The sequence below is a fragment of the Brevundimonas naejangsanensis genome (genome assembly GCF_003627995.1).
Classification (GTDB): Bacteria; Pseudomonadota; Alphaproteobacteria; order Caulobacterales; family Caulobacteraceae; genus Brevundimonas; species Brevundimonas naejangsanensis_B.
The window spans coordinates 2,259,254-2,281,905 of record NZ_CP032707.1 but is presented as its reverse complement, the minus strand read 5'-3'; the positions used below and the strand labels follow the sequence as shown (position 1 = coordinate 2,281,905).

General features: G+C 64.6%; 14 protein-coding genes. 6 read left to right on the top strand and 8 right to left on the bottom strand.

The window, feature by feature from the left end; genetic code table 11:
* Positions 1–143 precede the first annotated feature (143 nt).
* The 3 genes from D8I30_RS10825 (at position 144) to D8I30_RS10815 (ending at position 7,219) form a co-directional block, all read left to right on the top strand.
* Entirely contained in the window at positions 144–1,955 is a 1,812-nt protein-coding gene (locus D8I30_RS10825; RefSeq protein WP_205570699.1) for a hypothetical protein, read from the top strand.
* A 483-nt stretch (positions 1,956–2,438) separates the two neighbouring features.
* Positions 2,439–3,404: a DUF4238 domain-containing protein gene (locus tag D8I30_RS10820; RefSeq protein WP_121482751.1), complete on the top strand. Its 966-nt coding sequence runs from the start codon at positions 2,439–2,441 to the stop codon at positions 3,402–3,404.
* A gap of 113 nt (positions 3,405–3,517) precedes the next feature.
* Positions 3,518–7,219, top strand: a complete 3,702-nt coding sequence (locus tag D8I30_RS10815; RefSeq protein WP_121482750.1) for a PIN domain-containing protein — start codon at positions 3,518–3,520, stop codon at positions 7,217–7,219.
* Between the two features lie 474 nt (positions 7,220–7,693).
* Here the strand turns inward: D8I30_RS10815 and D8I30_RS10805 are convergent, their stop codons facing one another.
* A complete protein-coding gene (locus D8I30_RS10805) occupies positions 7,694–8,407 on the bottom strand; it encodes an HNH endonuclease (RefSeq protein WP_121482748.1) in 714 nt (237 codons plus the stop codon).
* 127 nt (positions 8,408–8,534) lie between these two features.
* Positions 8,535–9,500 (bottom strand): restriction endonuclease, encoded by a 966-nt coding sequence (locus D8I30_RS10800; protein ID WP_121482747.1) that lies wholly within the window; start codon positions 9,498–9,500, stop codon positions 8,535–8,537.
* A 494-nt stretch (positions 9,501–9,994) separates the two neighbouring features.
* Between D8I30_RS10800 and D8I30_RS10795 the strand changes: the two genes are divergently transcribed.
* Entirely contained in the window at positions 9,995–10,981 is a 987-nt protein-coding gene (locus tag D8I30_RS10795) for a hypothetical protein (RefSeq protein WP_205570698.1), read from the top strand.
* Here the strand turns inward: D8I30_RS10795 and D8I30_RS15125 are convergent.
* The gene (locus D8I30_RS15125) at positions 10,978–12,105 is read right to left on the bottom strand and encodes a DNA cytosine methyltransferase (protein ID WP_121483497.1); all 1,128 of its coding nucleotides are present in this window, start codon (positions 12,103–12,105) and stop codon (positions 10,978–10,980) included. The two genes, D8I30_RS10795 and D8I30_RS15125, sit on opposite strands and share 4 nt — an antisense overlap.
* Before the next feature lie 104 nt (positions 12,106–12,209).
* On the opposite strand from D8I30_RS15125, the gene D8I30_RS15120 reads away from it, so the two are divergent.
* On the top strand, positions 12,210–12,443 hold the full coding sequence (locus tag D8I30_RS15120) for a helix-turn-helix domain-containing protein (protein ID WP_121482746.1): 234 nt from the start codon (positions 12,210–12,212) through the stop codon (positions 12,441–12,443).
* A 455-nt stretch (positions 12,444–12,898) separates the two neighbouring features.
* Here the strand turns inward: D8I30_RS15120 and D8I30_RS10780 are convergent, their stop codons facing one another.
* The 3 genes from D8I30_RS10780 to D8I30_RS10770 all read right to left on the bottom strand — a co-directional run bounded on the left by D8I30_RS10780 (position 12,899) and on the right by D8I30_RS10770 (position 16,636).
* Entirely contained in the window at positions 12,899–13,807 is a 909-nt protein-coding gene (locus tag D8I30_RS10780) for a HEPN domain-containing protein (protein ID WP_121482745.1), read from the bottom strand.
* A 64-nt stretch (positions 13,808–13,871) separates the two neighbouring features.
* A complete protein-coding gene (locus tag D8I30_RS10775; protein WP_162938870.1) occupies positions 13,872–14,345 on the bottom strand; it encodes a thermonuclease family protein in 474 nt (157 codons plus the stop codon).
* A gap of 161 nt (positions 14,346–14,506) precedes the next feature.
* On the bottom strand, positions 14,507–16,636 hold the full coding sequence (locus D8I30_RS10770) for a ParB/RepB/Spo0J family partition protein (RefSeq protein ID WP_121482743.1): 2,130 nt from the start codon (positions 16,634–16,636) through the stop codon (positions 14,507–14,509).
* 279 nt (positions 16,637–16,915) lie between these two features.
* On the opposite strand from D8I30_RS10770, the gene D8I30_RS14455 reads away from it, so the two are divergent.
* A complete protein-coding gene (locus D8I30_RS14455) occupies positions 16,916–17,152 on the top strand; it encodes a hypothetical protein (protein ID WP_162938869.1) in 237 nt (78 codons plus the stop codon).
* A gap of 129 nt (positions 17,153–17,281) precedes the next feature.
* Here D8I30_RS14455 and D8I30_RS10765 read toward each other — a convergent pair whose 3' ends face one another.
* A complete protein-coding gene (locus D8I30_RS10765; protein WP_162938868.1) occupies positions 17,282–18,784 on the bottom strand; it encodes a hypothetical protein in 1,503 nt (500 codons plus the stop codon).
* Between the two features lie 539 nt (positions 18,785–19,323).
* On the bottom strand, positions 19,324–22,647 hold the full coding sequence (locus D8I30_RS10760; RefSeq protein ID WP_162938867.1) for a TM0106 family RecB-like putative nuclease: 3,324 nt from the start codon (positions 22,645–22,647) through the stop codon (positions 19,324–19,326).
* Positions 22,648–22,652: the final 5 nt, after the last annotated feature.

Sequence of the window (22,652 nt, the reverse complement as noted above, 5' to 3'; positions counted from 1 at the left end):
GGCAATCCTCTGCTCCTGTGATGGCGACTCGCATTTGGGGACAGCGCTACGACGCGCAGAAAACTGGACACTCAACCAGGGCGTGATTACAGGCTTTGCAGTAAGCGGATGCAAGGCCGCGTCACGGGGGATGATGTACGACCATGGCACGGGCACCGATATCCACTCGAGACCTCACTCCGTTTCTCGCGCCTGCCTTGTTGGACAGCGCGGACCAATCCGCCGACGCCATCCTGCGCGATAAGATCGGAAAAGCGGCGAAAGCGAAAATCCGAGGGTCTGAGGGCGTCACACGACGCGTGATCAACGAGACCGATGACCAGGTCCGCGAGTTCTATCTCCGGACGATCATCTACGAAGAGGTACGGTCACCGGCCTGGGCTGCGCCCGACACGCTGAGCGATAAGACGCATCAGTTGCTTATCATCGCCGTTCAAGGGACGCGGGCAGCTCTGAACGCCTCAGATGGCGCCATGCGCGACCGCATCCTCAAGCGCTTAAAGCCCGCCCGACCGGTGCCACGCGCGGCCATCGAACCCTTTGTCGGAGACGACGCCTCGGTACTGCATCTAAGCGGCGTGCATACGCCGACTGCGGTCAAGCCGAACAGCAAATCACTGACAGGCTCGGCGCTCGAGCATGCCTTGGATCCTCTGGGCGACCAAACTTTTGTATTGTCAGCGGTCAGAAGCCGTCCGGGTGTTCCTGGCCTTGTCGATGCGAAGAACCGCCCGGCCTCGATCGGTGCTGCACCCGGCGGCGGTCGGATCTGGGTCGGTCGTCAGAAATCGCTGGATGATTTTGTCGCCACGATGGAGCGTGTTTTCCTTCACGCGCAAACGGCGTCGACCTCTCCACGATTTGCGATGCTGGCGCAGCAGATCACAGATGTCTCTGCGGTCCAAGGCGCCTATGAGATCATCCTGACGCCAAAGGATCTCCTATCTGAAGATGCGGTCGACGCCGCCGACTTCGAGTTCGCTCGCAAGTGGGCCTATGACGCTTCTTTTGAGGTGGCGTCACCACCTCCAGGGGCCGTGCCCGGCCTCTCCCTTGTTGTCGACTGCACTCTCCTGGGCGTTTCCCTGGGTCAAGCCGACCTCGCAGTGACCTTCATCGATGGCATGGTGGGCCTCGACCTGACGTGGAAGGATGCCGCCACATCGAGCACCAAGGATCATCACGAGTGCCGGCGGGCGCTGACCGACCCGGATATAATCAAAATCCACTACGAAAGCGGCCACGCCATCGCGCAGGGGCGCTGCTATTCCAGTCAGTATACGGATCAACCATTTGACTGGACGTTCCAATCGTTCCAGGGCTACGACCTTGAGAAGGAAAAACCCGCTTTCACCAAGCCGCAGTCGCTTTCAAGCGCCATCGGTACGAACGGTGACAACTCCCTCTTCGCGTTCGTCCTCGAGAAACTCTTTGTCGACGCGGCTGGAAAGCCGACGGGCTGGCTCGCATGTGATGATGGATCGATGGAGCTGGCCGATTTCATTCATCTTGATCCTACGACCAAGATCGTCACCCTGGTGCATGTGAAAGCGTCGGGCAGTGCAAAGCCGGACCGCCAAGCGTCTGTCTCCGATTTTGAGATCGTCGTCTCCCAAGCCGTAAAGAACCTGCGCCACCTCGAGCGCCGACCTCTTGGAGCGGAGCTTACTAAAGGCAAGGGCAAGAAGATCGGTTCAGCTGTCTGGAAAGACGGCGTCCGGCAGAAGAACCGCGATGATTTTCTGAAGGCGATCGGACAGCTCCCTGACCGATACAAGAAGGTCGCGATGGTCGTGCAGCCCCGGTTGACACAGGCGGAGGTGACGGCCTGCGAAACACTCGCCAAGGGTAATAACCGGCTGCTGCGGATGCAGCAGCTAAACACGCTGCTCCTCGCCTCTCGCCTTTCCGCAATGGCCTGTGGCGCGCAACTGGTCGCGGTAGTCGACGCCTAAGCGCCGTCGGATGTCGAGCGCTCAGATATCGAGCCAATCTGCGGCGTGGTTGCGTGTTTTACATCCGGGTTTTTGAATCCGGGCAACGCTTGCCAGACGCCTCTATGTGGTCATCGTGTACGGTCTAGGTCTGCAGCGCTTATCTCTGGCCGCCAATGTCTGGTTTTACGCTCAAGGCCGATTTCTCCTTGTGGCGCGGAGGTGTCGACCCCTGTATTCCGTCGCCCGATCAGTCACGCGGTCGATCGGATCGTGCACATACGGAGACCGAGGCCGGCCGGCAGGCGGAAGTGGTGCTCGGCGTCGATCCGGATGAGCGCGCGGCTGGGCTGTCCGGCGTCTCGGGTAATCGTGCCCCGCTGGTCTAGGGTCTGTCGCGCCGGTTCCAGAAGTCGCAGCTGTGATTGTTGAGGCCCTGCGAGTACTACACTGGCCGCCCATCCTGATGCGGGCGGGATTGAACTTCCGACGCCGAGCTGACCTATGACTGCCAAGCCTCCCAATGAACCTTGGCGGCACCACTATGTGCCGAAATTCCTGCTCCAGCAGTGGTGCAACGAAGAGGGCAAGCTAGCCGTGTACCAGAAGCTGCCGACGGGCGAGGTCACCGTCGACTGGAAGGTTCCCAAGAGCGTCGGGTTCGAGCCGAAGCTCTATACCTTTCCGGCCTTGGGCGAGGCGGCCACCAGCATCGAAACCCGGCTGTTCGGCAGGCTCGACACCGAGGCGGCGAAGATCGTCCAGCGCATGATCGAAACGGGCGGCGAGGAGTTGGAACCCGATGAGAAGCAATGGTGGAGCTACTTCCTGCTCGGAATGATCATACGCGGGCCAGAGAGCACCAGAGCGCTGAAGGATGCCGCGACCGAAATGTGGGCAGCTCCCGATCCGAAAACCCAGGCCGAGTACGAGAAAAGGAAAGGGCCCGACGACCCGCTGACCATGGAGGAATGGCTCATCAGCGAAGCCGGGTCGAATGAACGCGGCGGCCAGCAGCTCGGCCACCGCCTTCTACATTCCCTTGTCATGCACGGTGGGTTGGCGGAACGCATCCTGCAGATGGAATGGTTCGTCATGGTCAGTCACGATGACAGTGAGCCGTTCCTGACCAGCGATCGGCCCATCTTCACCAGCAACGGGATCGGCAAGGAAAACGGGCAGATTCTCCTGCCCATCGGGCCGAGGCACCTGTTCATGGCCTTCTGGGACAGAGGCTTCGCCCGTGACGTCACCCGGTCGCCCGTTCACCACACGATCGACCTCGCCCGCAAGTTCGTGACCGTCCGAGCCCAGAAATACGTCTACGCGAGCACAGCCGACGAGAGCGAGTTCGTCAGGAGCTGGTTCGGCTACGAGAGGGTGACCAGCATCGGGGAGACCCTGGCCGCCAACTGGGCGGCCAACGGCCTCGGTGGTGACGATGGGGATGACGAGACGACGCCCGACTGATCTTCGGGCGGGTCGATTGACAAAACCGTGGTGGCCCAGGCCGCGCGTCGATCGTATATTGAGCGGTGAAACGACCGAGGCGCCTGACCGTCCTGTCGACGGAACAAAGGCCCATGCTCTCCTCGACCATCATTCCCATGCCCGCCAACGACAAGGACTTCGAGGAGAAGTGCGTCGTCTTGTTCGCCGGCCTGCTCGGCGACCCAAACGTCAAGACCTACGGGGCCAGGGGGCAGGGTCAGAGCGGTCTGGACCTGATCGGCCGCCGGGCGCGCGATCCGATGCAGCCGGTCGGTGTCCAGTGCAAGCTGAAGACCAAGGGCGGCCGGCTGACGGAAAAGGAAATCCGCGAGGAGACGGCGGCGGCGCTGACGGTCACGCCGCATCTCACGGAATACTACATCGTCACCACGGCGTCGGACGACCCCTCGTTCGACCGGCTGGCCCTGGAGCTGTCGCAGGGGCAGCAGAAGCTGGGCCGGACGATCGACATCCAGGTTTTCGGCTGGGAGACGCTTCAGCAGAAGATCCGGGGCGACCAGAAGGCGCGCGACGCCTTTGATCCCGGTCACAGCCCCGCGATGGACGCGTTGCTGGTCGTCGCCACCGAGACGCTGGGTGTCGGGCAGCAGGTTAAGGACAAGAGCGACCTGATCCTCGAGCGGATCGTCCATCTGACCGCCACGGTCGCCCCGATGGATACGGCCCGCGGCACGGCGCTCGAAGCTCATCTGGACAAGCAGATCGACGGTCTGCGCGACCTCATCCACGCCGGAAAGCCCAGGACGGCCTTGGGGCTGCTCAAGACGCTGGAAGACGATCTCGGTGCAGATGTCGGGGTCGCGGTGCGGGCGCGTGTCCGGGCGAACAGGGGCATCGCCCATCTCCATCTCGGCGAGGAAGCCAAGGGCGGCAAACTTCTTCTGGAGGCCTACGATATCAACCCCGCTGACCCAAAGGTTCGCGGGAACCGGATTCTGGGATTGCTGCTGACCGGAGACGGCGCGGCGGCGGTGGAGTTCGCGCGGGCGGTGGTCGCAGAAGACCCCGCCAATGTGGGCGCCGTCACCTTCCTGTACGAGCTTGCCGGGCGTGTGGATGGTGCGCCCGATCCGGTCGCGCTGACCCCCGCGGACCTTCTCGACGACCGGCACGTCGTCAACTCTCGCATCAGCTGGCTGCGGCGCGTGGACGCCGCCGACGAAACCTGGCGGGACCTCGCGCGGTCGGCGCGGGCGCGGTTCGGAGACGACGAGTCGATCGCGCAGCACTATGCGGACGCCCTCCTCGGAGAGGTGGCGAGCACTGTGCCCTTCGCGCGCGCGATCGCCCTGGCGGACGACGACTTGGCCAGGCTAACCGAAGTTAGGGACATCCTGACCGGGCTCTGGGACACGCTGCGTCAGTCCGAGGTCGTGAACCAGGCCAACTCCCTTGCTGTCGCCTGTAACCTGGCGACGGCCCTGCGCGGCTTGAACGATCGCGCCGGCGCCCAGGACATCATCGACGATGCGCTCAAACACGCGCCGGACGATCCGGACCTGCGGGCTAATGCGGCACAGCTGGCGCTCGACCGACGGGACCTGGAGACGACCCTCTCCCTGATGGAGCCGCTGCCGGAGTCGTCGTACCGGACCCTGATGATGTTGAACGCCTGGTCCCATCGGAGCGACTGGGCCGAGGTCATCGCCTTCGCGACCCCCGACCGCCGCGAGCGCGTGGACGAAGACCAGCGGCAGATGTTCGACACCATGCTCTACCGCGCCCGCTGCGCTTCCAACCCGGCGGAGATCGGCGAGGCGACGACGGCCTTGCTGAAAGCCTGGCCGGACCGCCTGACCACGAGGGTGGTGGCGGCGGATATCGCCCGGCATGCGGATGACTCGTCTGCCGAGCGACTGAAGGAAGAGGCGCTGGCGATGCTGCGTTCGGATACCCCCTATCCGGACCGGCTGATGCTCGCCCAGTTGATGGTGTTCGACCAGGACTTCGACGGCGTCATCGCCGCGCTGGATGGGAAGGTTGCGACGGATGCGCCGTCAGAGCCTCTGACCTGGCTCGCATGGTCCTTCGCAAATGCGTCGCCCCGACCGCGGATCCACGCCTTCTTCACCTCACTCGCCGCGCCGGTGCTCGAGACCTTCAACTACGCCCGGCTGGCCGGCGAGGCGGAAGCTCGGCGCGGTGATCTGAGTCTGGCGGAGCGTCATCTGCGCCGTGCGCTCAAGGCAGAGCCGAGGGATCTCCGGTCGCGGCTGACGCTGCAGAACGTGCTTGAGCGTGACGGGAAACGCAGCGAGGCCGCGCGCCTGATCCAGGATCATCCCGATGACGGCGTGGGCGAACTGCGCGACAGGATGCGGATGGCCTACCTGCTCCGTCGTGACGGACGGGCTGACCAGGCCCTGGCCATCGGCTACCGCGCGGTGGTTGAGGGCCGCGACCGCGAGGATGTGGTCGCGAGCTATCCGAGCCTGTTCTTCATGAGTGAGGCGCTCCCGGACGCCGTCGCGGTGAGCACTGTCGCACCCGATGTCTGGTTCGACCTGGCTGGCGTCGGGGTTCCCGATGTGAGCGGCATCGTCGAGGCGGCGCCAGGCGAGGGACGCTATGCGCCGGATCATCCGCTCGTGCGTGCCATGGAAGGCAAGGTCGTGGGCGACACCGTCGTCCTGCCCTCTTCCGGCCTGGGGCCGGATCGCACCTACACACTGCGCGAGATCAAGCACAAATACGTCTGGCTTCTGCACGACGTGATGCGCAGTCACGCGACTCGGTTCCCCGAAGACAACAGCCTGGTCGGGATGACCATGAAGGACGGGGACATCGAGCCGATGCTGGAAATGGTCCGCAAGCTCGACACCCAGACCAGGGCGGTGATCCAGGCCTATGTGGACCTGAAGCTGCCAGTCTCTGTGGTCGCGGCCATGAGTCACGTCAGTACGATCGAGTTCGTCGAACGGCTGCCGGTGATTGATGTGGCCCTGCTGACCTGCACCGGCGCCGAGATCGAGCGGCGCGAGGCCGAGGCTGCCGTCGATGCCGCGAAAGGAAGGGGCGCGGTGCTCGATACCTTCACAGCTTGGACGGCGCACCATCTCGGCGTCCTACCCGCACTGAAGGCGTGGTTCGGACAGCTTATCCTGCCCCGATCAAGCCTGGACGAGCTGCTGGAGGTCCGAGGCAAGTCGGAGATGAACCGGGGCCGCGAAAGCATGACCCTGTCGTTCGACGGGGACCAGGCTGTCCGGGAGATTCACCCGGCCGATCGCGGCGACAAGGTCATGGCCTTGATCGATGCGGCGGTGGAGGACATCCGCGCCCACTGCGAGATCGCCCCCAACGACGGGTCCGATGACGTAGAACTGGACCTCGAGAAAATCGGCTGGCTCAGGAGCGGGCAGATCGTCGACCCGCTCCACTTGGCGCGGAGCCGGGTGACCCTGCTTCTGTCCGATGACCTCAGACTGCGTCAGCTGAGCGGGGGGCGGGCGCCTGGCTGCAGGTCACCCTCGCGCGCTTGTCTGAGGCCGGCGGTCTTTCGCGGGCGGACTTCGTCCGGTCAGTGGCGCGGCTGGCGGCAGGCCGACATGACCATATTTGGCTCGACGTCCCCATGCTGCTGGACTTGCTCACGCTGGACGATCCGCAGGCCGACGCCCTGTTCGGCGCGGCCATTAAATACATCGGGTGCCGTAACGCTGAAATTCTCTCGCACACCTCTGTGGTCCGAGATTTCATGCAGGCCGTCCACACAGTCGGATTGCCGGCGTGGAAGGGCGAGGCGGCGTCCGGTCAGCTGCTCACCGAACTGATCAAATACCGCCCCGACTGGCGCGAGGTCCTGCTGTATCTGGACAGCAGGATGCCGACCACCGTGGCCGGCCGGCAGGCCCGCGCCTATCTCCGGGACTGGGCCGATGGCCACTTCTTAGACGCGCCATTTCCTGAAGATCCCCACGCCCTGCGCGCGCGCCTTCGACGGGCCTAGTCGCAGAACAGAAGGAGCGGCGGCGGCCAGCGTTCGACGATCATATTGCCCCGTTCGCTCGTCCGGTGTGTGAGCGGCCGGATCGGTGACGCCGGCCCAAAGTGGGCCGCGAACCGATCTTTCAGCGCCTTTAGATGTCCGGCCCAGAGTTCCTCGCGGCGAGGAGGTTGAGGGTTAGGGCTGAAGACCTTCGCAGACCAATCCGTTGAGCGTCGGATTCAGGGCAGCGGGCCAATGTCCGCTCCTGGCGCTCCCCGCCCGAAAGTATTGGAGGCACAAGATTGCCCCACTGCACTACCTAGCGGACATCAGCGAAGAGTTCGGGGATGGGCCGGGGTCCTATCAGGCCGAACAGGTCGGGGCTGGCGAAGCCTGGGACGTTCGGATCGCCGCCCAACATCACCCCGCCGAACAGGCGCAGCCACCAGGCGCTGATGTAGGGCTTCTCGAAAGATCGGCGGGCGGCGTAGCTGAAGAGACCGTCGCCGATGTCACCGCGCAGCCGGAGCCCGCCCATGTTCATGAATCCAAGATGGAACTTCTGACCGGCCGGAGTGAGGACGCCGGCTCCAACCCAAGTTCCTTTTGGCACCGGCTCCCAATGGTGGGCGTGGAGGCCTTGGATCATCCAGCGGGCGTAGCGAAGGACCCGGTCGGCCTCGATGCTGAACCCGATTGTCGACTCGATCCCTCCGCCAAGGTTGAGCCAGATATCAGTCTGACTGGCGGCTAGCTCGCGATGGAGGCGCCGGTTCTTCGCCAGCCGGCGAGGGACGTCTAGCTCCAGCGTGGCCGAGGACGCCAAGTGGTTGCCGCCGAGCGGCAGAACGGTCGCCAGATAGTGTTCGTCGGCCGACTTGGCGTTATTACAGGCAGCGCAGGCGGGAACCTGAGGGAGGTTCGCCCGAAGGTTCTTGGGGACAAATTGGCGAGGGATCACGTGGTCGCTTGTGGAACTGATCCCCAGTTCGCCGCAATAGGCGCAGGTCTTGCCCTGAAATCCCTTTCTCACACCGCGCTCCCGCCGCTCGACTAGGCCTCACCATAGCAGTTCGGCGGGCTGTAGCCGGCAGGGCTGTCCGCCACGCAGTCCGCAGGCCGCGCCTAATCCACCGTCCGGTTCTGGCGCTGAGCAAACCTCAGATCGTTGGAACGATAGGCGGGTCGGACAGGGCCAGCGTCTCGGCCAACAAAAGGTCTTCTAGTGAGTTGTCTGGCTGCCAGAGCTGGGTCTCAGCTCGGTAGAACGCCTGACACAAGGAGACGATCTTATTCGCATCTCCAAGACGGACTGGAGCCTTAACTTCGATGAGGCCATCGAAGATAACGTCAGCGAAGCCGCCGGTAGCTAAGAGCAAGCCCGACCTAGCTCCCTTACGGGCGGTCACTTCGACTAAGCGCTTGACCGCCCCAGTCCCCACCTTGCTGAGCCAGTGTTTGACCTCAACGATGAAAGCACGGCCTTCGGGATCTACTAGATGTACGTCGATGCCACCGTCCTTGGCAGATGGGGTCACGTGTGTAGTGAAGCCAAGACGCTGAAAAACCTCTCCCAGCAGACGTTCCATGTCTCGCCATTCAACATCGTAGATTTCGGTAGGCTCGACAGCGAGGCGTAATGCCAACTCGCGCATCGCGTGCCGTAGGATTTGGCGGACGCTCTTCGTTTCAGGCTCGTCGAAGGTTTCGTGTCGCTGAAGCCAAGACCGAAGGTCTGGAATGTCGAGCAAATCAACCTTGCCAAGGCGTTCAATGCCTGCGCGCTCGAGGGCCAAGTTGCTGTAGCCACCCAAAGCAACAATCAGAATGCGGTCTAGGCCAGTCGCGCGCATCGCGTCCATCGCCTTGTAGATGGTTTGGCCGCTAACCTTGCCTCTGTGTGATTTGACTTCGACCCCGACCCGTTCTGGCTCGCCGTTGATCCGCCCCTGGAACTCCATATCGATCCCGATATCGGGTCTGCCCGGGGACGGGGTGCTGACGGCATAGCCGGCTGCCGTCAGTACGCCGTAGACAGCGTGTTCGACGTCCACCGCAGACATCTCGCGGTTACGCTCGAGTTCGTCGAGGAGTTGGACAGCTCGTTCGACTTGCCGGTCAGGCATCGGAGAATCCTTATTGCAGCGACGCCACCACTCGCCTAGCTAGCATGATGGGCTTTCAACGATGTCCTAATGTCCGGAAATAGGAGCAAACTCAAAGTCCGCTCATGGCGAAAAATGCGAATCTTGGGAGGTCCCCTCAAGGCCAGTGACCCGTCGCATTCCTAATGAGGGGTCAGGTGTTCGAGTCACTTAAGCGGAACCACCTTTTCCTAGCGGGAAAATACCGCAGAAACAGCCGTTTACAAGGCCGCGCTCTTGTCGAGGCGTCGCACTTTGAGACGCGGTTGTGTAGCAGTCGCCCGAGGTTATCGGAGCCTCTCAGTGCGGGCGTAAACCGCACAACTAGCCGGGTGTTTCGAAAAAGGCTGGGGCCGGGACTCGTCGTCTGATAGCTGCCGGATCAAAAAGGCCGTTTGGAAAGCACACCCATGCCGCCTTAGGCAGTGCCAGTGCTTCTGAGGAGGAGGCCGGCTCGTTGACTCTTGAGACACGAGATGAAGGTATCCGGCTTCAGAACTGAGGCGAGTCGGGTGATGGATGAGATTAAGGCGCTCTTTAAGGCGGCGAGCACAGACTATAATCGCCTCCGGCCACACGCGGACTCCACCCTCGCCCTCCTCGTTTCCGCGCACGGCAAACTCGCTAGAGAAGCTGAACTGACGGAGTACGGGCAGTACGCGGGGCGACCCGCAGTCACCTATTCGGCCTTTTTCGTCGGACGCGAGACATCACGGCCGGTTCGGGGAGATTTGTACATCGCCGCACCTGCCGAGTTTGCAGCAAAGTTCCGCACCCTCCGCGAGGCTCTCCGCCTCGGACCAGCAACGTGGGAAGACGCTGAAAAGTCGTTGGCCAATGCCGTGGTTTATACATCCGTCATGGCCGTGGCATGTGCTTACGACCTTTGGCAACGCGGGAGCCGCAAGACCCCAGGCACAACGTTCGAGATCATCATGGCAGCCCTTTTCCAGGAGATGCTGCCTGACGCCGTGTTCTCAAAGCACATTGCCCTGACCGAACTGCTGCACGACGGCGACGTCGACGCTGCGGCGGAGGAAGAGGTTGACCCTGCTCCAGTTGAGGACGGCGATGGGCCAGGGAGTGTGTCTACCGACCTAGTCATAAGACGGACTAACGACGCTAATACAGGTGTTGTGCTCCCGCTGAAAATCACCACTCGAGAGCGTATCGTTCAGCCCTTTGCCCACCAGCGCATTCTCGACTCAGCCTTCGGCCCTAACCGATATTCTTCACTCTTGGTGTGCATCAGCGAGACCCAGCTCGACGACAAGACGAAGACGGTCAAACAAGTCTGCGTCCCTGGCACCGTCAAGCTCTTTCAGAAGTACCTCGCCCCGCTTGGCGGGCTCTATTACTGCGATGTGCCGCAGAGATATGCAGCACCGGACATGCAGAGGGTGGTCCCGGTAAGGTCGCTCGGCGACCTGTTCGGCGACGTCGCAGATCTTCTTGCCCGCTAGAGACCGAGGGCGAGTTGGGCTGAAGCCGGCGCTAATTCATTAGGGTTTATCCGCAGGGCAGGACTGGCGCTTTCGCGTTTAAGGACACGCGAAATGGCTTCCCCAGCTGCTTGTGCCACAGGCGGGGGCACGGCGTTGCCAATCTGAAGCCGCACGTCCCCACGCGTCCCCAAGAAGCGGAAGTCCTGAGGAAAGCCCTGCAAGAGAGCGCCCTCGCGTAGCGTCAAAGAGCGGTTCTGATCTGGGTGCCCGTAACGGCCACGGCTGAAACTATCGAAGCCTGCGGTCAGGGTCGGGCATTGCCCATCCCACTCCAGCCTACCATAGACGTCAGGCCAGCCTCCTGACTTTACGTCAGCGACTTGGTGGCAGGGAAGCCGGAGCTCCCACGGGATATCCTGCCACCCACCCCCAGGCGGTACATGCGAGAAACGTTCTTCGTTCGCCTGAGAGATCTTGCACTTGATGTGGTTGGGGATTGTGGGGTGCTCGGAGTAGTCTGCGGGAGGAGGTGGGAGATGGCCGATCACGTCCCGCACAGTCGCTCGCCTGGAAACCATTTCGAGTAACGGCGCGCCCCCGTCTTCAGTTTTATCGATCCCGATCATCAGGAAGCGACCGCGACGCTGAGCCAGTCCGAAATCGGAACTACAGACGAAGAAAGTGTATATACGATACTGTTTGAGACGAACACGAACCTCATCGACGAGATCGCCGCCCCGCTTCTGCCCAAACACCTCTACGTTTTCGAACAGGAACGCTCGAGGGCGAAGCTCCTCCACAAGCCGCGCGTACTCTAGGACAAGAGAGTTGCGGGGGTCGCTCAGTAGGTGCGCTCCACGGCGCTGCTTCGAGAAGCCTTGGCAGGGCGGGCCACCGCTGAAGAGATCCAACCGGTTGCGACCGAGACCGCTCAGCTCCGTGAGCTCCTCCCCTGTTACTTGACGCGCGTCTCGTACGTGCCCTCGCTCATCGATATTGAGATTGTGAGTTCGTATGGCAACAGGGTTGTTATCGAACGCGGCCCTCACGTCGAATCCCGCCGCCATCAGGCCGAGGGACATTCCTCCTGCGCCACAGAAAGATTCGATAGCCGTCAACGCCGCTGCAGAGGGCTGTGACATCGCTGATTTGGTGAGCATGCGTTAAACCTGCACTGATTCCACGTCGGTCTTTATGTCGAAGAAACCACAAAGTCAATGAAATTATCAAACATTAGGCATTTGAAGTGACTCCTGCGGTTTGTCGAGCTTCTAGAGCGGCACTTGGGATAACACAGCGCGAGCTTGCGACACTCGCAGGCGTATCCGCCCAGACGGTGGTCGATTTCGAACGGAGCGCAAGGACTCCGCACCGTAATAACTTGGTCGCCATCCAGGCGGCTTTCGAAGCCCGCGGACTCAGTTTCATGACCCGCGAAGGGATCATCACTCAGATCGATTTGTCAGGCTTGCTGTCCTAAGACCTCCCTACTTGGGCTCTTCCGAGACGCGCAAAGAGGTTGCGAGGACGGGTGCCAAGTGCCATCCCGAGGAGCACGCTCTCCCGCCAAGTTTAGGGCGGCCGCAAAAGACGCGAGGGAGGTGCACCTCTGCGCGCGGAGCCGCTCCACAGCCGGGGCAAGGTCGCAGGCGTATGAATCCGCGTTTGCCTTCGCTGCAGCCAATCCAGCGGCGTTCCCAGCAGCAGCCCGACGAAGGGGCTCAGCTCCCTGGGGGGTTATTCAACCGGGCTACCGGCATGCCGGAGCGGCGAGACACGTGCGCTTCCCCAGCGGCGAGCTAGCCTTCACCGTTCCTAGGGCCGCATTAGTGCGCTGCGAGATCGCCTCCCGCTCTGCCTGAGCGATGACCGCGAGGACCCCCACGGTGAGGTCACAAGCGTCTGGCAAGTCCCGCACAGCCGTCCCTTGAGAATTCAGGCCGCGTCCGCCAGCACCTTCATATCTGCTATCCGCTCTTCGCAGATCGCATTCACCTGACCGGACAGGACCCCGACGCGTTCGGTCAGCCAGGCCAGTTCCGGGGCGGTGATCCTGTAGTGCTTTGAATACCGCGCCTTCACATAGGCGGCGCGCAAGAGCTCAAAGCAGCGTCGCTCAAACTTCGTCTCGCTTGGAAATGCTTCTCGCAAACGGGCGTCCATCGGCTCGCAGCGACGACGGAGAAAGACGAGGTTGTGTGACTTCGGGCTGTAAAGCGTCAGCACAAGCAGCACGCAATGGTAAAGGTGCTCCGTCGCCTGATGCAGATTGAAGGCCGCTAGTTTGTAGTTCTTCCGCCCTTCAAAGAAGCGCGCACCTTCAGCAAACTCGCTAGCGCTCGAAAACCACTCCGCAAAATGCTCCTCTGCCTCGGCCAGCGCCACCTTAGGCGACAGCTCGCCTGGCTTCACGAACTTCACGCCCGGAGTGTCATGCAGGACGATCCCTTCGCGCAGGATGTCCGCGAAGAAGGACCGTCCCCGCTCCAGCTGATGGTTCACGTCGTCCAGGCTATGGACGATGAAGCTCACCGGCGTCCTGAGCCGCGACACCCCCGGCGTCGTCCGCCACAGCGCCGCGTCCCAGATCTCGCTGTCGGTCAGATCCTCATGATCGACCACGATCAGGATGTCGAAATCCGAGAAGTAGCGCCCCACCGGATCATGCACCCAGTCGCCCCGGGCGTATGATCCGTAGAGGATGATCTTGAGGATGCGTCCGTTCTTCAGGCGGTCGGCCCGTCTGGTGGACATGGCCTCCGAGAACGAGCTCTTGAGCACATCGACCACCCGCAGGAGTTCGGCGCGTTTCAGGCTCGGCAGATGATCGAGGCTCCTGTTCATCGGGAAGGAGTCTCCCAGACAGGGCGCGCAATCGCAAGCACGGACAAGCTTGCCGCCTCGCGCATCACTTCCCTCCCCTGCGCTCGCGGCGCCAGTCCTCGGGCCTGGTGAAGTTTCCGGCCCAGACGCCCGCCTTCTCCCGCCGGGCTGCGGCCTCCTCGACCAGATAGGCGGCTCCGGCGTACCGGGCGTAGCGAACGGCCAGGCCCTGCCGCACCAGCCAGGCGCCCACGTCCTCGCCGTCCGTCTCGCACCGGGCGACCATCCGGCCGTAGCGGTCCCGGTCCTGTTCGAAACAGGAGACGGTCCTGTTCTGCAGACGCTGGTCGAGCCGGTTGGCGGCGATCCGCCCGCAGGCCCAGGCGGCGCCCGAGGCGTCGTTGCAGGACTGACGCCCTTCCGGCGCGTCCACGCCCCAGAGGCGGATCCGCTGCCCATGGATTTCCAGGGTGTCGCCGTCGATCACCGAGGCCCGCCCCATGATGGTCGGGGGCGCGGGCGCGCAGGCGGCGACCAGGATCAGGAGAGGAATCAACATGCGCATCTGGTCAGCCTTATATCGTGGAGCTTGAGGAAATGCCTGGATGCACCCGCGAGCGGCCCGCAGGGACGCGAGCGCCCGGCTCAGCCCCGCCTTTTCCGACAGCAGGAACCGGCCGCGCGCCTGGCGGACGCGCGGCCTTCCCTGCCCTGTCAGGCCTACTCCGCCGCGAGGGCCTGACCCTCCTCGACCACGGCCGGAGCCTCATGCCCGCCCTGAACACGACTCCCGGCCGGGGCATCGTCCGGCCCCATGACCGCCTGCGCCGTCGCTCCGCCCTCCTCCTCACCTGCCCCGCCTTCCGGAGGGGCGACGCGAAGCACGGTCGGCAGCCAGCCCGAGCCTTCGAGCAGGCGCTCCGCCGCCTCGCCCATGTCGCCCTTCCTGAGCCCCGCGATCCGCCCGGCCTCCTGCGGGCCGACCGCCTCGCTCACCGCCTCCAGAATCCGCGCCTTCGGGACGCGGGAGAAATAGCTGGCGGCGGTGGCGGTCCAGGTTCCGGTCATGTCCAGCCCGACCGCCGTCGCCAGCGTCTCGGCCTGCGCCCGTGCGGCGGGGCGCCGGTCATGCGGTTCGCGCACGGCGTGGAGGCCGACGCCCGCGCAGCAGGCCAGAAGGTCCAGCAGGTCGGACCGGCGCAGCTCCGACACCACCGCCCACAGATCTTCCGCCCTTTCCGGCAGACGGACGCCCCATGCCTCGAGCCGGTCGGCCACCCGTCGCCCGGCCGGGCTGTCCGCCACGCCCGGCGCCAGCCGTTCCAGTTCGCTGACCGACAGACGCAGTTGCAGGGGCGAGAAGTCGCCGTAGCCCGGATAGAAGACCTGCAGGGCCATGGCGTGAACCACGGTCGCGAGGGCGGCCCCGACGTCAGCCTGGACCGCGTCCCGCAACCCCATGGTCTTGCGGGCCGTCAGATCGACAAGCAGACGGTCGGACAAGGGGGCCGGCGCATCCCCGGTTCGGGCGGCGTCGCCTTCGCCCCCTGTTTCGTCGGACGCGGCGTCCCCGACCCGGGCGTATCCGGGGTCGTCGCCGTCAGTCGTTCCGTCATCTTCCCACGGCGGCGGCGTCTGCGCCGCGTCTTCCGCCCGGACCAGCCCCCGCTCGAACCGGGCCAGGCCGTCATGGCCGAGCATGACCATGACCCCGGCCCGCGCCCTTGCTTCCGGCGTGTAGTCATAGTCCGGCCCATGGGCCTGCAAGGCCCTATCGATAGCCTCAAGCCGGGCGTCGACCTCCGGCGGAAATGCCTCCTCCGCATCCGTCTCGCTGATCAGCCGGTCATATTCCGCCGAGAGGGCCGCGATTTCGGCGGCGTCCGCCTCCGACCGTTCCACGGGAACGGGATAGACCCGCCCGAGCGCCGAGACCTCGGCGAACTCCGCACAGGCCTCTGTCCACTTCCAGCCCTCCCGCTGGCGAACCTCCCCGGCCAGAGCCTCCAGCTTGTCCATGACCAGCCGGTCCAGCAGGACGGGGTCCTGCAGCCAGCCGCCGCCGTCCTCGGTGAAGAGGTCGCGCACCACCTCCCCGCCCGCCGCCTGATAGGCCTCAAGGCCGACAAAGACGGCGCGCCGCTCGTCGGCGCGGACCCTGGCCTCTGTCATGGCGCGACGAATGGCGAAGACGGAGGGATAAGGCCCCATCTGCGCCAGCACCTGACGCTGCCGGTCCTGATCCTCGCTGACGCAGAAGGCCGTCAGCAGGTCGAGGGTGATGGTCCCGTCGCGATAGGCGGACATGAGTTCGGGGGCCGCCGCCGCCAGCCGCAGACGCTGCCGCACCACCTGGGCCGACACCCCGAAGCGCGCGGCTATCTCCTCCGGGCCGTAGCCCTTCTCCTCCGCCAGCCTGCGGAAGGCCTCGAACTGATCGGCGGGATGCATGGCCTCGCGGGTGATGTTCTCGTCCAGGCTGATCTCATGGGCGTCGTTCAGGGTGTCGACCACCACCCGGACCGGGTGGGTCCGTTTGATCGCCTTGCGCTTCACCAGCAGCCGCAGGGCCTGCCGCCGTCCCTCCCCGATGGTGACGAGATAACTCCCCGTCGCAACGCCCTCCCTGTCCCGCTCGATCTCCACCACGGGGGCCTGAAGCACCCCCTTGGCCCGGATCGAGGCGGCCAGCGCCTCGATAGCCGCCTCCGGATGCCGCACCTTCCTGGCGTTCCTCGGCGAGGCCTTGAGCCGGTTCAGCGAGACCACGATCTCCGCTCCGTGCGCGGGCTCCGGCCCCGCCTCCTTCTCCTGCGGCGTCGGGGCGGTCTGAATGTCATGAGCGGTCATGTCTGCTTCCTCCAGGCAAGGGTTGCAGGCACGCGAAAGGCGCGCCTGCAACCCTGCCCGTCGGCGAGACCGGGGTAGCAAGGGCCAGGGCGGAGCGACCGGAGGGGGATCGCCCGGCCTGCACAAGCGTGAAGCCATAGCGTCTGTCGCGGTCATGGCGGCGCGGAAGGTCGGGGAGACCGGTCAATCCGGCGGCGCAGCCGCTTCACCCTGGCCCGCGCGAGGGCGGAGCCCTTAGCCCTCTGGACAGTCAGGCCTCATGTCGATCACTGTCGCCCCATGAATCCAGACTGCCCGTCCTATCGTGCGGCCGTGCTCGCCGGCCGCAGCCAGGCCCTTCGTGAAATGGCCGACCTCGTGAGCAGGCTGGCCATGAAGATCGAACCGGAACATGGGGTCGAGGTGACCATGGGTTCTCTGGTCAGCAACTGGCTCGAGGTGGTGGCCTGGCTCAACCAGGCCGAGGCCGAAGCCGCCGATGAACGGACGCTCCTGCAAACATCAGATTGCAGCTGAACCCGGCCGCTACTTTCCCGGGCCTTGTCATTCTGCTTCGGCAGTGCTGGAGCTCCCGCAGGGCGGAAACTTTCCACCGGATCCGATCGGCCATGCGGATTCATCCGGCTCAGGCTGCTCCCGCCAGAATTAGCCCTGCCGCGAGGCGCTCTTGCGAACCCAGATCTCGATCCAGATCAGCAAAATTGCAGCCGCGAACACAAGGGTCCCGACAACGGCTATCGCCACGACACCGAATATATCCTGCCAATAGATGTTGAAGCCGGCGCAAACCACCAGCCAGCCAAACGCGACCAGGCGCTTCTTCAGATTGAATCCGGTACGGAGCGACACAAGGGCGGCTGGAAAGGGAACCAGAAGGACCGAGATCCAGTAGAAGACGCTCACCGAAAGGAAGTACCGGTTCTTGGCTCTATCCGCATCATTCGGCGTACTATAAATCTTGTTCCGGAATGTCCGTGAAACGATATCGCGACGCTCGCCGGCTTCAGCTTCGGAAGCGTAGACCACCCCGTCAAAGGTCCGGCGGGCAATCTCATCTGCCTCGGCGCGCGCTCTCGCACCGTCCTCAACGGTCGGATAGACAATCCCGTTGAAGGTGCGCCTCTGCTGGTCCAGCGCCTCCGCGCGACTTTCGATCTCGCGACGGATGTCGTCAAACGGCAGCCCGTAAAACCGGGCGTCTTCCTCCAGGAGGTCGGCGTTGCGCTGACACTCCTCCGGTGTCGACCATGACAGGGCCGCGCGCCTGCGCGAAAAAAGATCCTGTTTGTGAACGGCGACGATCGGCAAACCCAGGTCCTCTGCGGCCCGTACCAGGCTGCCGTCCCGGTCGCCCATCTTTTCAACCCAGAGACGCCAGGGCTTTTCCAGAAAGGGATCCAGCCCGATGGCTTCGACGAGCACCGCGGGAACCTCTTCTGCCGGCACCCGTCCCGCGCCCACGTTTTCCGCAAGCGCCGCGGCCCGCCGCCCGGCTTCCGCCGTGACGACATCATAGCCTGGCTCATTGCGTTCGCTGTTCACGATATCGGCGACCAGCCGATAACCTTCGACGGCGATGTCGCGAAGGACCCCGGCAAGGACTTCCCTCGTCTGCGGATCCTTCAGCAGTTCCTGTTTCTTGCGCCTGTCGCCACTCGCGGCCACCGCCTTGCCGGCGGCATTGGCGGCGCCATGGACAAGCCCGATAGCCGCATTGGCGGCTGTCGCCACCGCCATACCCCGCACGGCGCCCTCCACGCCAAAGCCGCCCCCCATCACCGACGGCGTATTCTGCCCCGCCTCGGCGCGGAGAGCCTCGCGCTCTGCAGCGCTTGCGGTGATCGAAACGTACTGATCGCGTATTCGCTCGTACTTTTCCGCGGCCGCCTCCGAACGCTCTTCCAGATCCTTCCGGAGCGCCGCCTCGTCCCAGTGATAGATCCGCTCGCGCGCGATATCGCGGGCGACAGCCGCAACTGTTCGATCAAGCGCCAGGTTGATCTCTTCCGGATACCGGCTGAAAAGCTCATCCGCCGATTGCAGCGTATCGAATCTGGCGCGGAAATCCCCACTCAATCCGGCCGCCAGCCCGACGTATGTTTTCCGTAGATCAGCCAATGCGTCACGCCCTTGCGTCGTGACGAGCAAATGATCTCCGAGCCTGATTTCCCCCACGTCTCCGCCTCCCCAACAAGAAACTGCGTTGTACGCCCAAAGGGGCGTCTAGATGACAACAGACATGCCGTGAAGAGGCCAGCTTGCCTCGCGCGGCGCAGCGGTCAGACGGCCGCCCCCCGCCTGCCCGTCAGTACTCCAGTCGCGGGCGTGACCTGAGGGCCTGCCCGACATCTACGGCGCAGGCGGGGCTCTAGTTCGATTGACTTCTCGGGCAAAAAATAGGGGCAAGGATTGCTCCCTGCCCCTAGTCACCACAAAAACTCTCACCACAAGAGTCAAGGTTCCTCGCCAGTCCGCCCCACTACGGAGGCGACAGCGAATGGTTGAACCTTAGCCGGACACGTCCTGACCTACAAGTACGGTATACTCCGGAGGATCGAGGAAGATGGCCGTCAACCCGGTCGAGCCTGAGCCTGCCGCCAAGCCCATCCGTCACGCCCGGCGTGGGGGGAAAAGGGGATCGAGGGGCCGGCGACGCCGGCGACCACTCGCTGAACACCCGTTGATCATCACGACCTCGCAGCCGCATCCAGCCGGGCCAGAAGATCCAGCCGGGGCAGGTCTTCCCTCGAGGCGCCCGGCACCTCCAGCAGGCACGAGCCCCGCACGAGGATGGCGAGGCATTGCGCCCGGCTGATCGCGACGTTGAGCCGGTTGCGGTTGAAGAGGAACTCCGTTCCTCGCGGCGCATCCGCGCCGCAGGAGGTGGCCATGGAGACGATGACCACCGCCGCCTCCTGCCCCTGGAACTTGTCCACCGTGCCGACCCGGGCGCCGGGCGGCAGGACCCGCTTCAGGGTCGCGACCTGCATGTTGAAGGGGCTGACGACGACGATGTCGTTGATCGTCATGGGACGGACGCCGTCTCCCTCGACCAGCTGCTGACCCAGCAGCTCGCTCACGAGGCCCGCCACGACTTCGGCCTCTTCCCGGCTGCTCTGGGTGCAGCCATGGTGATCCACCTCCACCACGCTGACTCCGGCCGGCCGGATCGCCGGATGAAGGCCGGGCGCAACCTCGAGGCGCCGCAGGCGGGTCGAGGCATGGGCGGTCAGCCGTCCATCATAGACGGCCGAGGAAATGAAGTCGCAGACCCCGGGGTGCATCCGCCGCGAGACGTCGAGCAGGATGCCCCGGTCCGGCGGCGTGGTCGCATGGTCCTGCAGGGCGTAATCCAGACAGGAAAGACCTGACTCCCCCGGATGGACGCCCTGGACAGGCTGGGGCAGCTGCATCTGGTCACCGACCAGGACGAGGTTCCGGGCGCAGCCGGACATGGCGGCGAGGTTTCCGAGCGCCACCTGCCCCGCCTCGTCGACGAAGAGGACGTCGAAGCCCCGGTCGTCCTCCGTCGCAAAATGCCAGGCCGTGGCCCCGACCAGCTGATAGCCGGACGACACCTCGTCCGAGTTGTGGACCGTGCTGATGCAGCGCGATTCAAACGCCGTCTCGTCGTCGCCCCGGCTGCCCTTCTTCACGCCGTCGAAGGAGAAGCCGATCTCGTCGGCATGGGCCTGGACGGCGGCCAGGATGTTGTGGATCGCCTTGTGGGAGTTGGACGACACCCCGACCCGGCGGCCGTCCTGCAGCAGGGCGACGATGGCCCGCGCCGAGGTATAGGTCTTGCCGGTCCCGGGCGGCCCCTGGATCAGCAGGGTGCTGTCCTCCAGGTCGCGGACGGCGGCCACGGTCGCCTCCACCAGATCCTGGCCTTCCTGGACAACCGGGGCCCCATCGGGCCTTCCAGCCAGGCGCGGCGTCCGTCGCATGAGCATGTCGACCATGGCCTGGTCGCTCGCGGGATCGGCGCAAAGCCGCTCGACCAGCCCCATCACGCCCGAGACCAGCTTGCCCTGGTCGAGGGGCGCGCCCGGCGAGAGCGAGCAACTGTCCGGAAAGTCCCCCTTCAGCATGCCCCGGCGGAGCACGACGTGGCCGTTCTCCGGCTCCAGCTCGACGATGGTCCCGGCGTTCTCAAGGCTTTCGGCGATCTTCGGCGTGCCGCCGACCTTGAGGCGGGTGTCCTGGGGCGGAAAACGATAGGTCGCCACCCATGACCTCTTGTCCGCCACCTGGCTGACCAGGGTCAGGTCGCCGAGGCTCTCGGCGTCCTCGACCAGTTCCTCCGTCGCCCAGTCCTGACGCTCGAAGACGGCCCACCAGGCCGGCTTCTGCGACCTCTGGTGGAACCAGAGCAGCTCGGCCAGGAGATCGCGCACCCGTTCGTCGGCCACGCCCGAGGCCCGGATACGCTCCGCCAGGTCGCGGCGCTCCTGTTCGAAAGCCTCGCGGGCGGCGGCCCGCTCCCCGTCGACGGGTGTGGAGGCCTCCGGCCCCGAAGCCTCGCAGGGCGTTCCGGCAGGACGGAGTTCCTCCAGCCGGTCCCGCATGCGGGCGGTGGACCGGACGTCGTCCTCATTGTAGCGGCAGATGGCGTCGAGGATGGCCGGATCGCCCGTCTCGCGCCAGCGCTCGTATTCGACGATGCTGTCGCCCGCGTTGGTCACCTCGCCGTCGCGGCCGCCCCAGTAGATCTTCTCCAGATCCTTGAGCGAATAGCCTTCGGTCGAGGCCTGGAGCCCTTGGCGCACGACGCGATAGAGGTCCACGAACCTCTGGTCGCGCAGCATCTGGTCGAGTTCGGCCTCCATAGTGGCGTAGCGCATCGCCAGGCGCTTCAGGGCCACGGTCTCATAGGGGGCGTAGTGATAGACCCGCGCCTGCGGATAGCGTCCAAAATGGTCGACCAGCAGCCGCATGAAGGTCTCGAAGGCGATCTTCTCTTCGGCGTGGTCATGCGCCCAGATCGGCAGGAAGCGGTCCTCGCCGTCGGGTCCGAGGGGCCCCGAGAGGCCGAACAGATATTCCAGCCCTTCCGGATAGAGGGGGTCGCCCTCCATGTCGAAGAAGAGGTCGCCGTCCGCCGGCAGTGGCATGAGGCTGAAACCGCGGCCCGGCTCGACCGGAAGCAGCTCCACCACGCCCTCGCCGCCCTCCGCGCCGGTCTTCTGCAGCCGGGCCTGCCGCACCAGGCGCTCCCATGAGCCGCGGGCCAGGCCCGGCGGCGGCGTGGCCGGATCGGCCGTCGCCAGGGCCGAGAGGGTTCCGAGGCCGGCGCGTTCCAGCTTGACGACCTGGTCGTTGCGGATGCCGGCGACGAAGACCGGGCTGTCCGCCGCCCGCCACTCCGCCTCGCATCGCGGCAGGAAGGGGCAATGACCGCATTCGCGGGTCCGCACCGGCGCCGTCTCATGCGCATCCATGGCCGCGAAGGCCTCGAAACCCCGCATAAGGCGAGACGAGATATGGTGCGTCCGGCGCAGGTCAAACCGCTCGGGCGCCGCGCCGCCGCCGACATGGATGGCGCCGGAGGCCGGCGCGCCTCCGCCGGCCTCCTCGATCAGCCGGGCGTAGACGTTGAGCTGGATCAGATGTTCGGCCTTCGCCCGGTGCGCCAGCTTGGCGTCCTCGGGTTCATAGACAAAGCGCCCGGCCGCGTCCTCGCCGGTCCGGACGAGAAAATCCGGATAGCCGACCCAGCGATCATTGGCGAAGGCGGCCTGGTAGATGAGCGGCGCGCCGGCCGCCATGGCCTCGGCCGTCAGGGAGAGACGCTCCGCGAACGGCCCGCCGGACGGAATGGAAACGGCCGGACCGTGCAGGGCCTCCAGATCCGCCAGGACCCGGGCCTCGTGTTCGAAGCCCTTCTCGCGGACAAGCTCCAGGGAGGGGTTGTCCTCGGGCGGCGGCTCCACCCCGGCTAGCCAGAGGGCGGACCGGTGACGGCAACCGAGGAAGTCATTCAGGCGCGAGGCCGAGAGAACCTTTATCATGAGCT

Excerpts from the sequence above, each read along its gene's own strand:
- D8I30_RS10825 (WP_205570699.1), top strand. The coding sequence starts at position 144 with ATGGCACGGGCACCGATATCCACTCGAGACCTCACTCCGTTTCTCGCG.
- D8I30_RS10820 (WP_121482751.1), top strand. The coding sequence starts at position 2,439 with ATGACTGCCAAGCCTCCCAATGAACCTTGGCGGCACCACTATGTGCCG.
- D8I30_RS10815 (WP_121482750.1), top strand. The coding sequence starts at position 3,518 with ATGCTCTCCTCGACCATCATTCCCATGCCCGCCAACGACAAGGACTTC.
- D8I30_RS10800 (WP_121482747.1), bottom strand. The coding sequence starts at position 9,500 with ATGCCTGACCGGCAAGTCGAACGAGCTGTCCAACTCCTCGACGAACTC.
- D8I30_RS10795 (WP_205570698.1), top strand. The coding sequence starts at position 9,995 with ATGAAGGTATCCGGCTTCAGAACTGAGGCGAGTCGGGTGATGGATGAG.
- D8I30_RS15125 (WP_121483497.1), bottom strand. The coding sequence starts at position 12,105 with ATGTCACAGCCCTCTGCAGCGGCGTTGACGGCTATCGAATCTTTCTGT.
- D8I30_RS10780 (WP_121482745.1), bottom strand. The coding sequence starts at position 13,807 with ATGAACAGGAGCCTCGATCATCTGCCGAGCCTGAAACGCGCCGAACTC.
- D8I30_RS10775 (WP_162938870.1), bottom strand. The coding sequence starts at position 14,345 with ATGTTGATTCCTCTCCTGATCCTGGTCGCCGCCTGCGCGCCCGCGCCC.
- D8I30_RS10770 (WP_121482743.1), bottom strand. The coding sequence starts at position 16,636 with ATGACCGCTCATGACATTCAGACCGCCCCGACGCCGCAGGAGAAGGAG.
- D8I30_RS14455 (WP_162938869.1), top strand. The coding sequence starts at position 16,916 with ATGAATCCAGACTGCCCGTCCTATCGTGCGGCCGTGCTCGCCGGCCGC.
- D8I30_RS10760 (WP_162938867.1), bottom strand. The coding sequence starts at position 22,647 with ATGATAAAGGTTCTCTCGGCCTCGCGCCTGAATGACTTCCTCGGTTGC.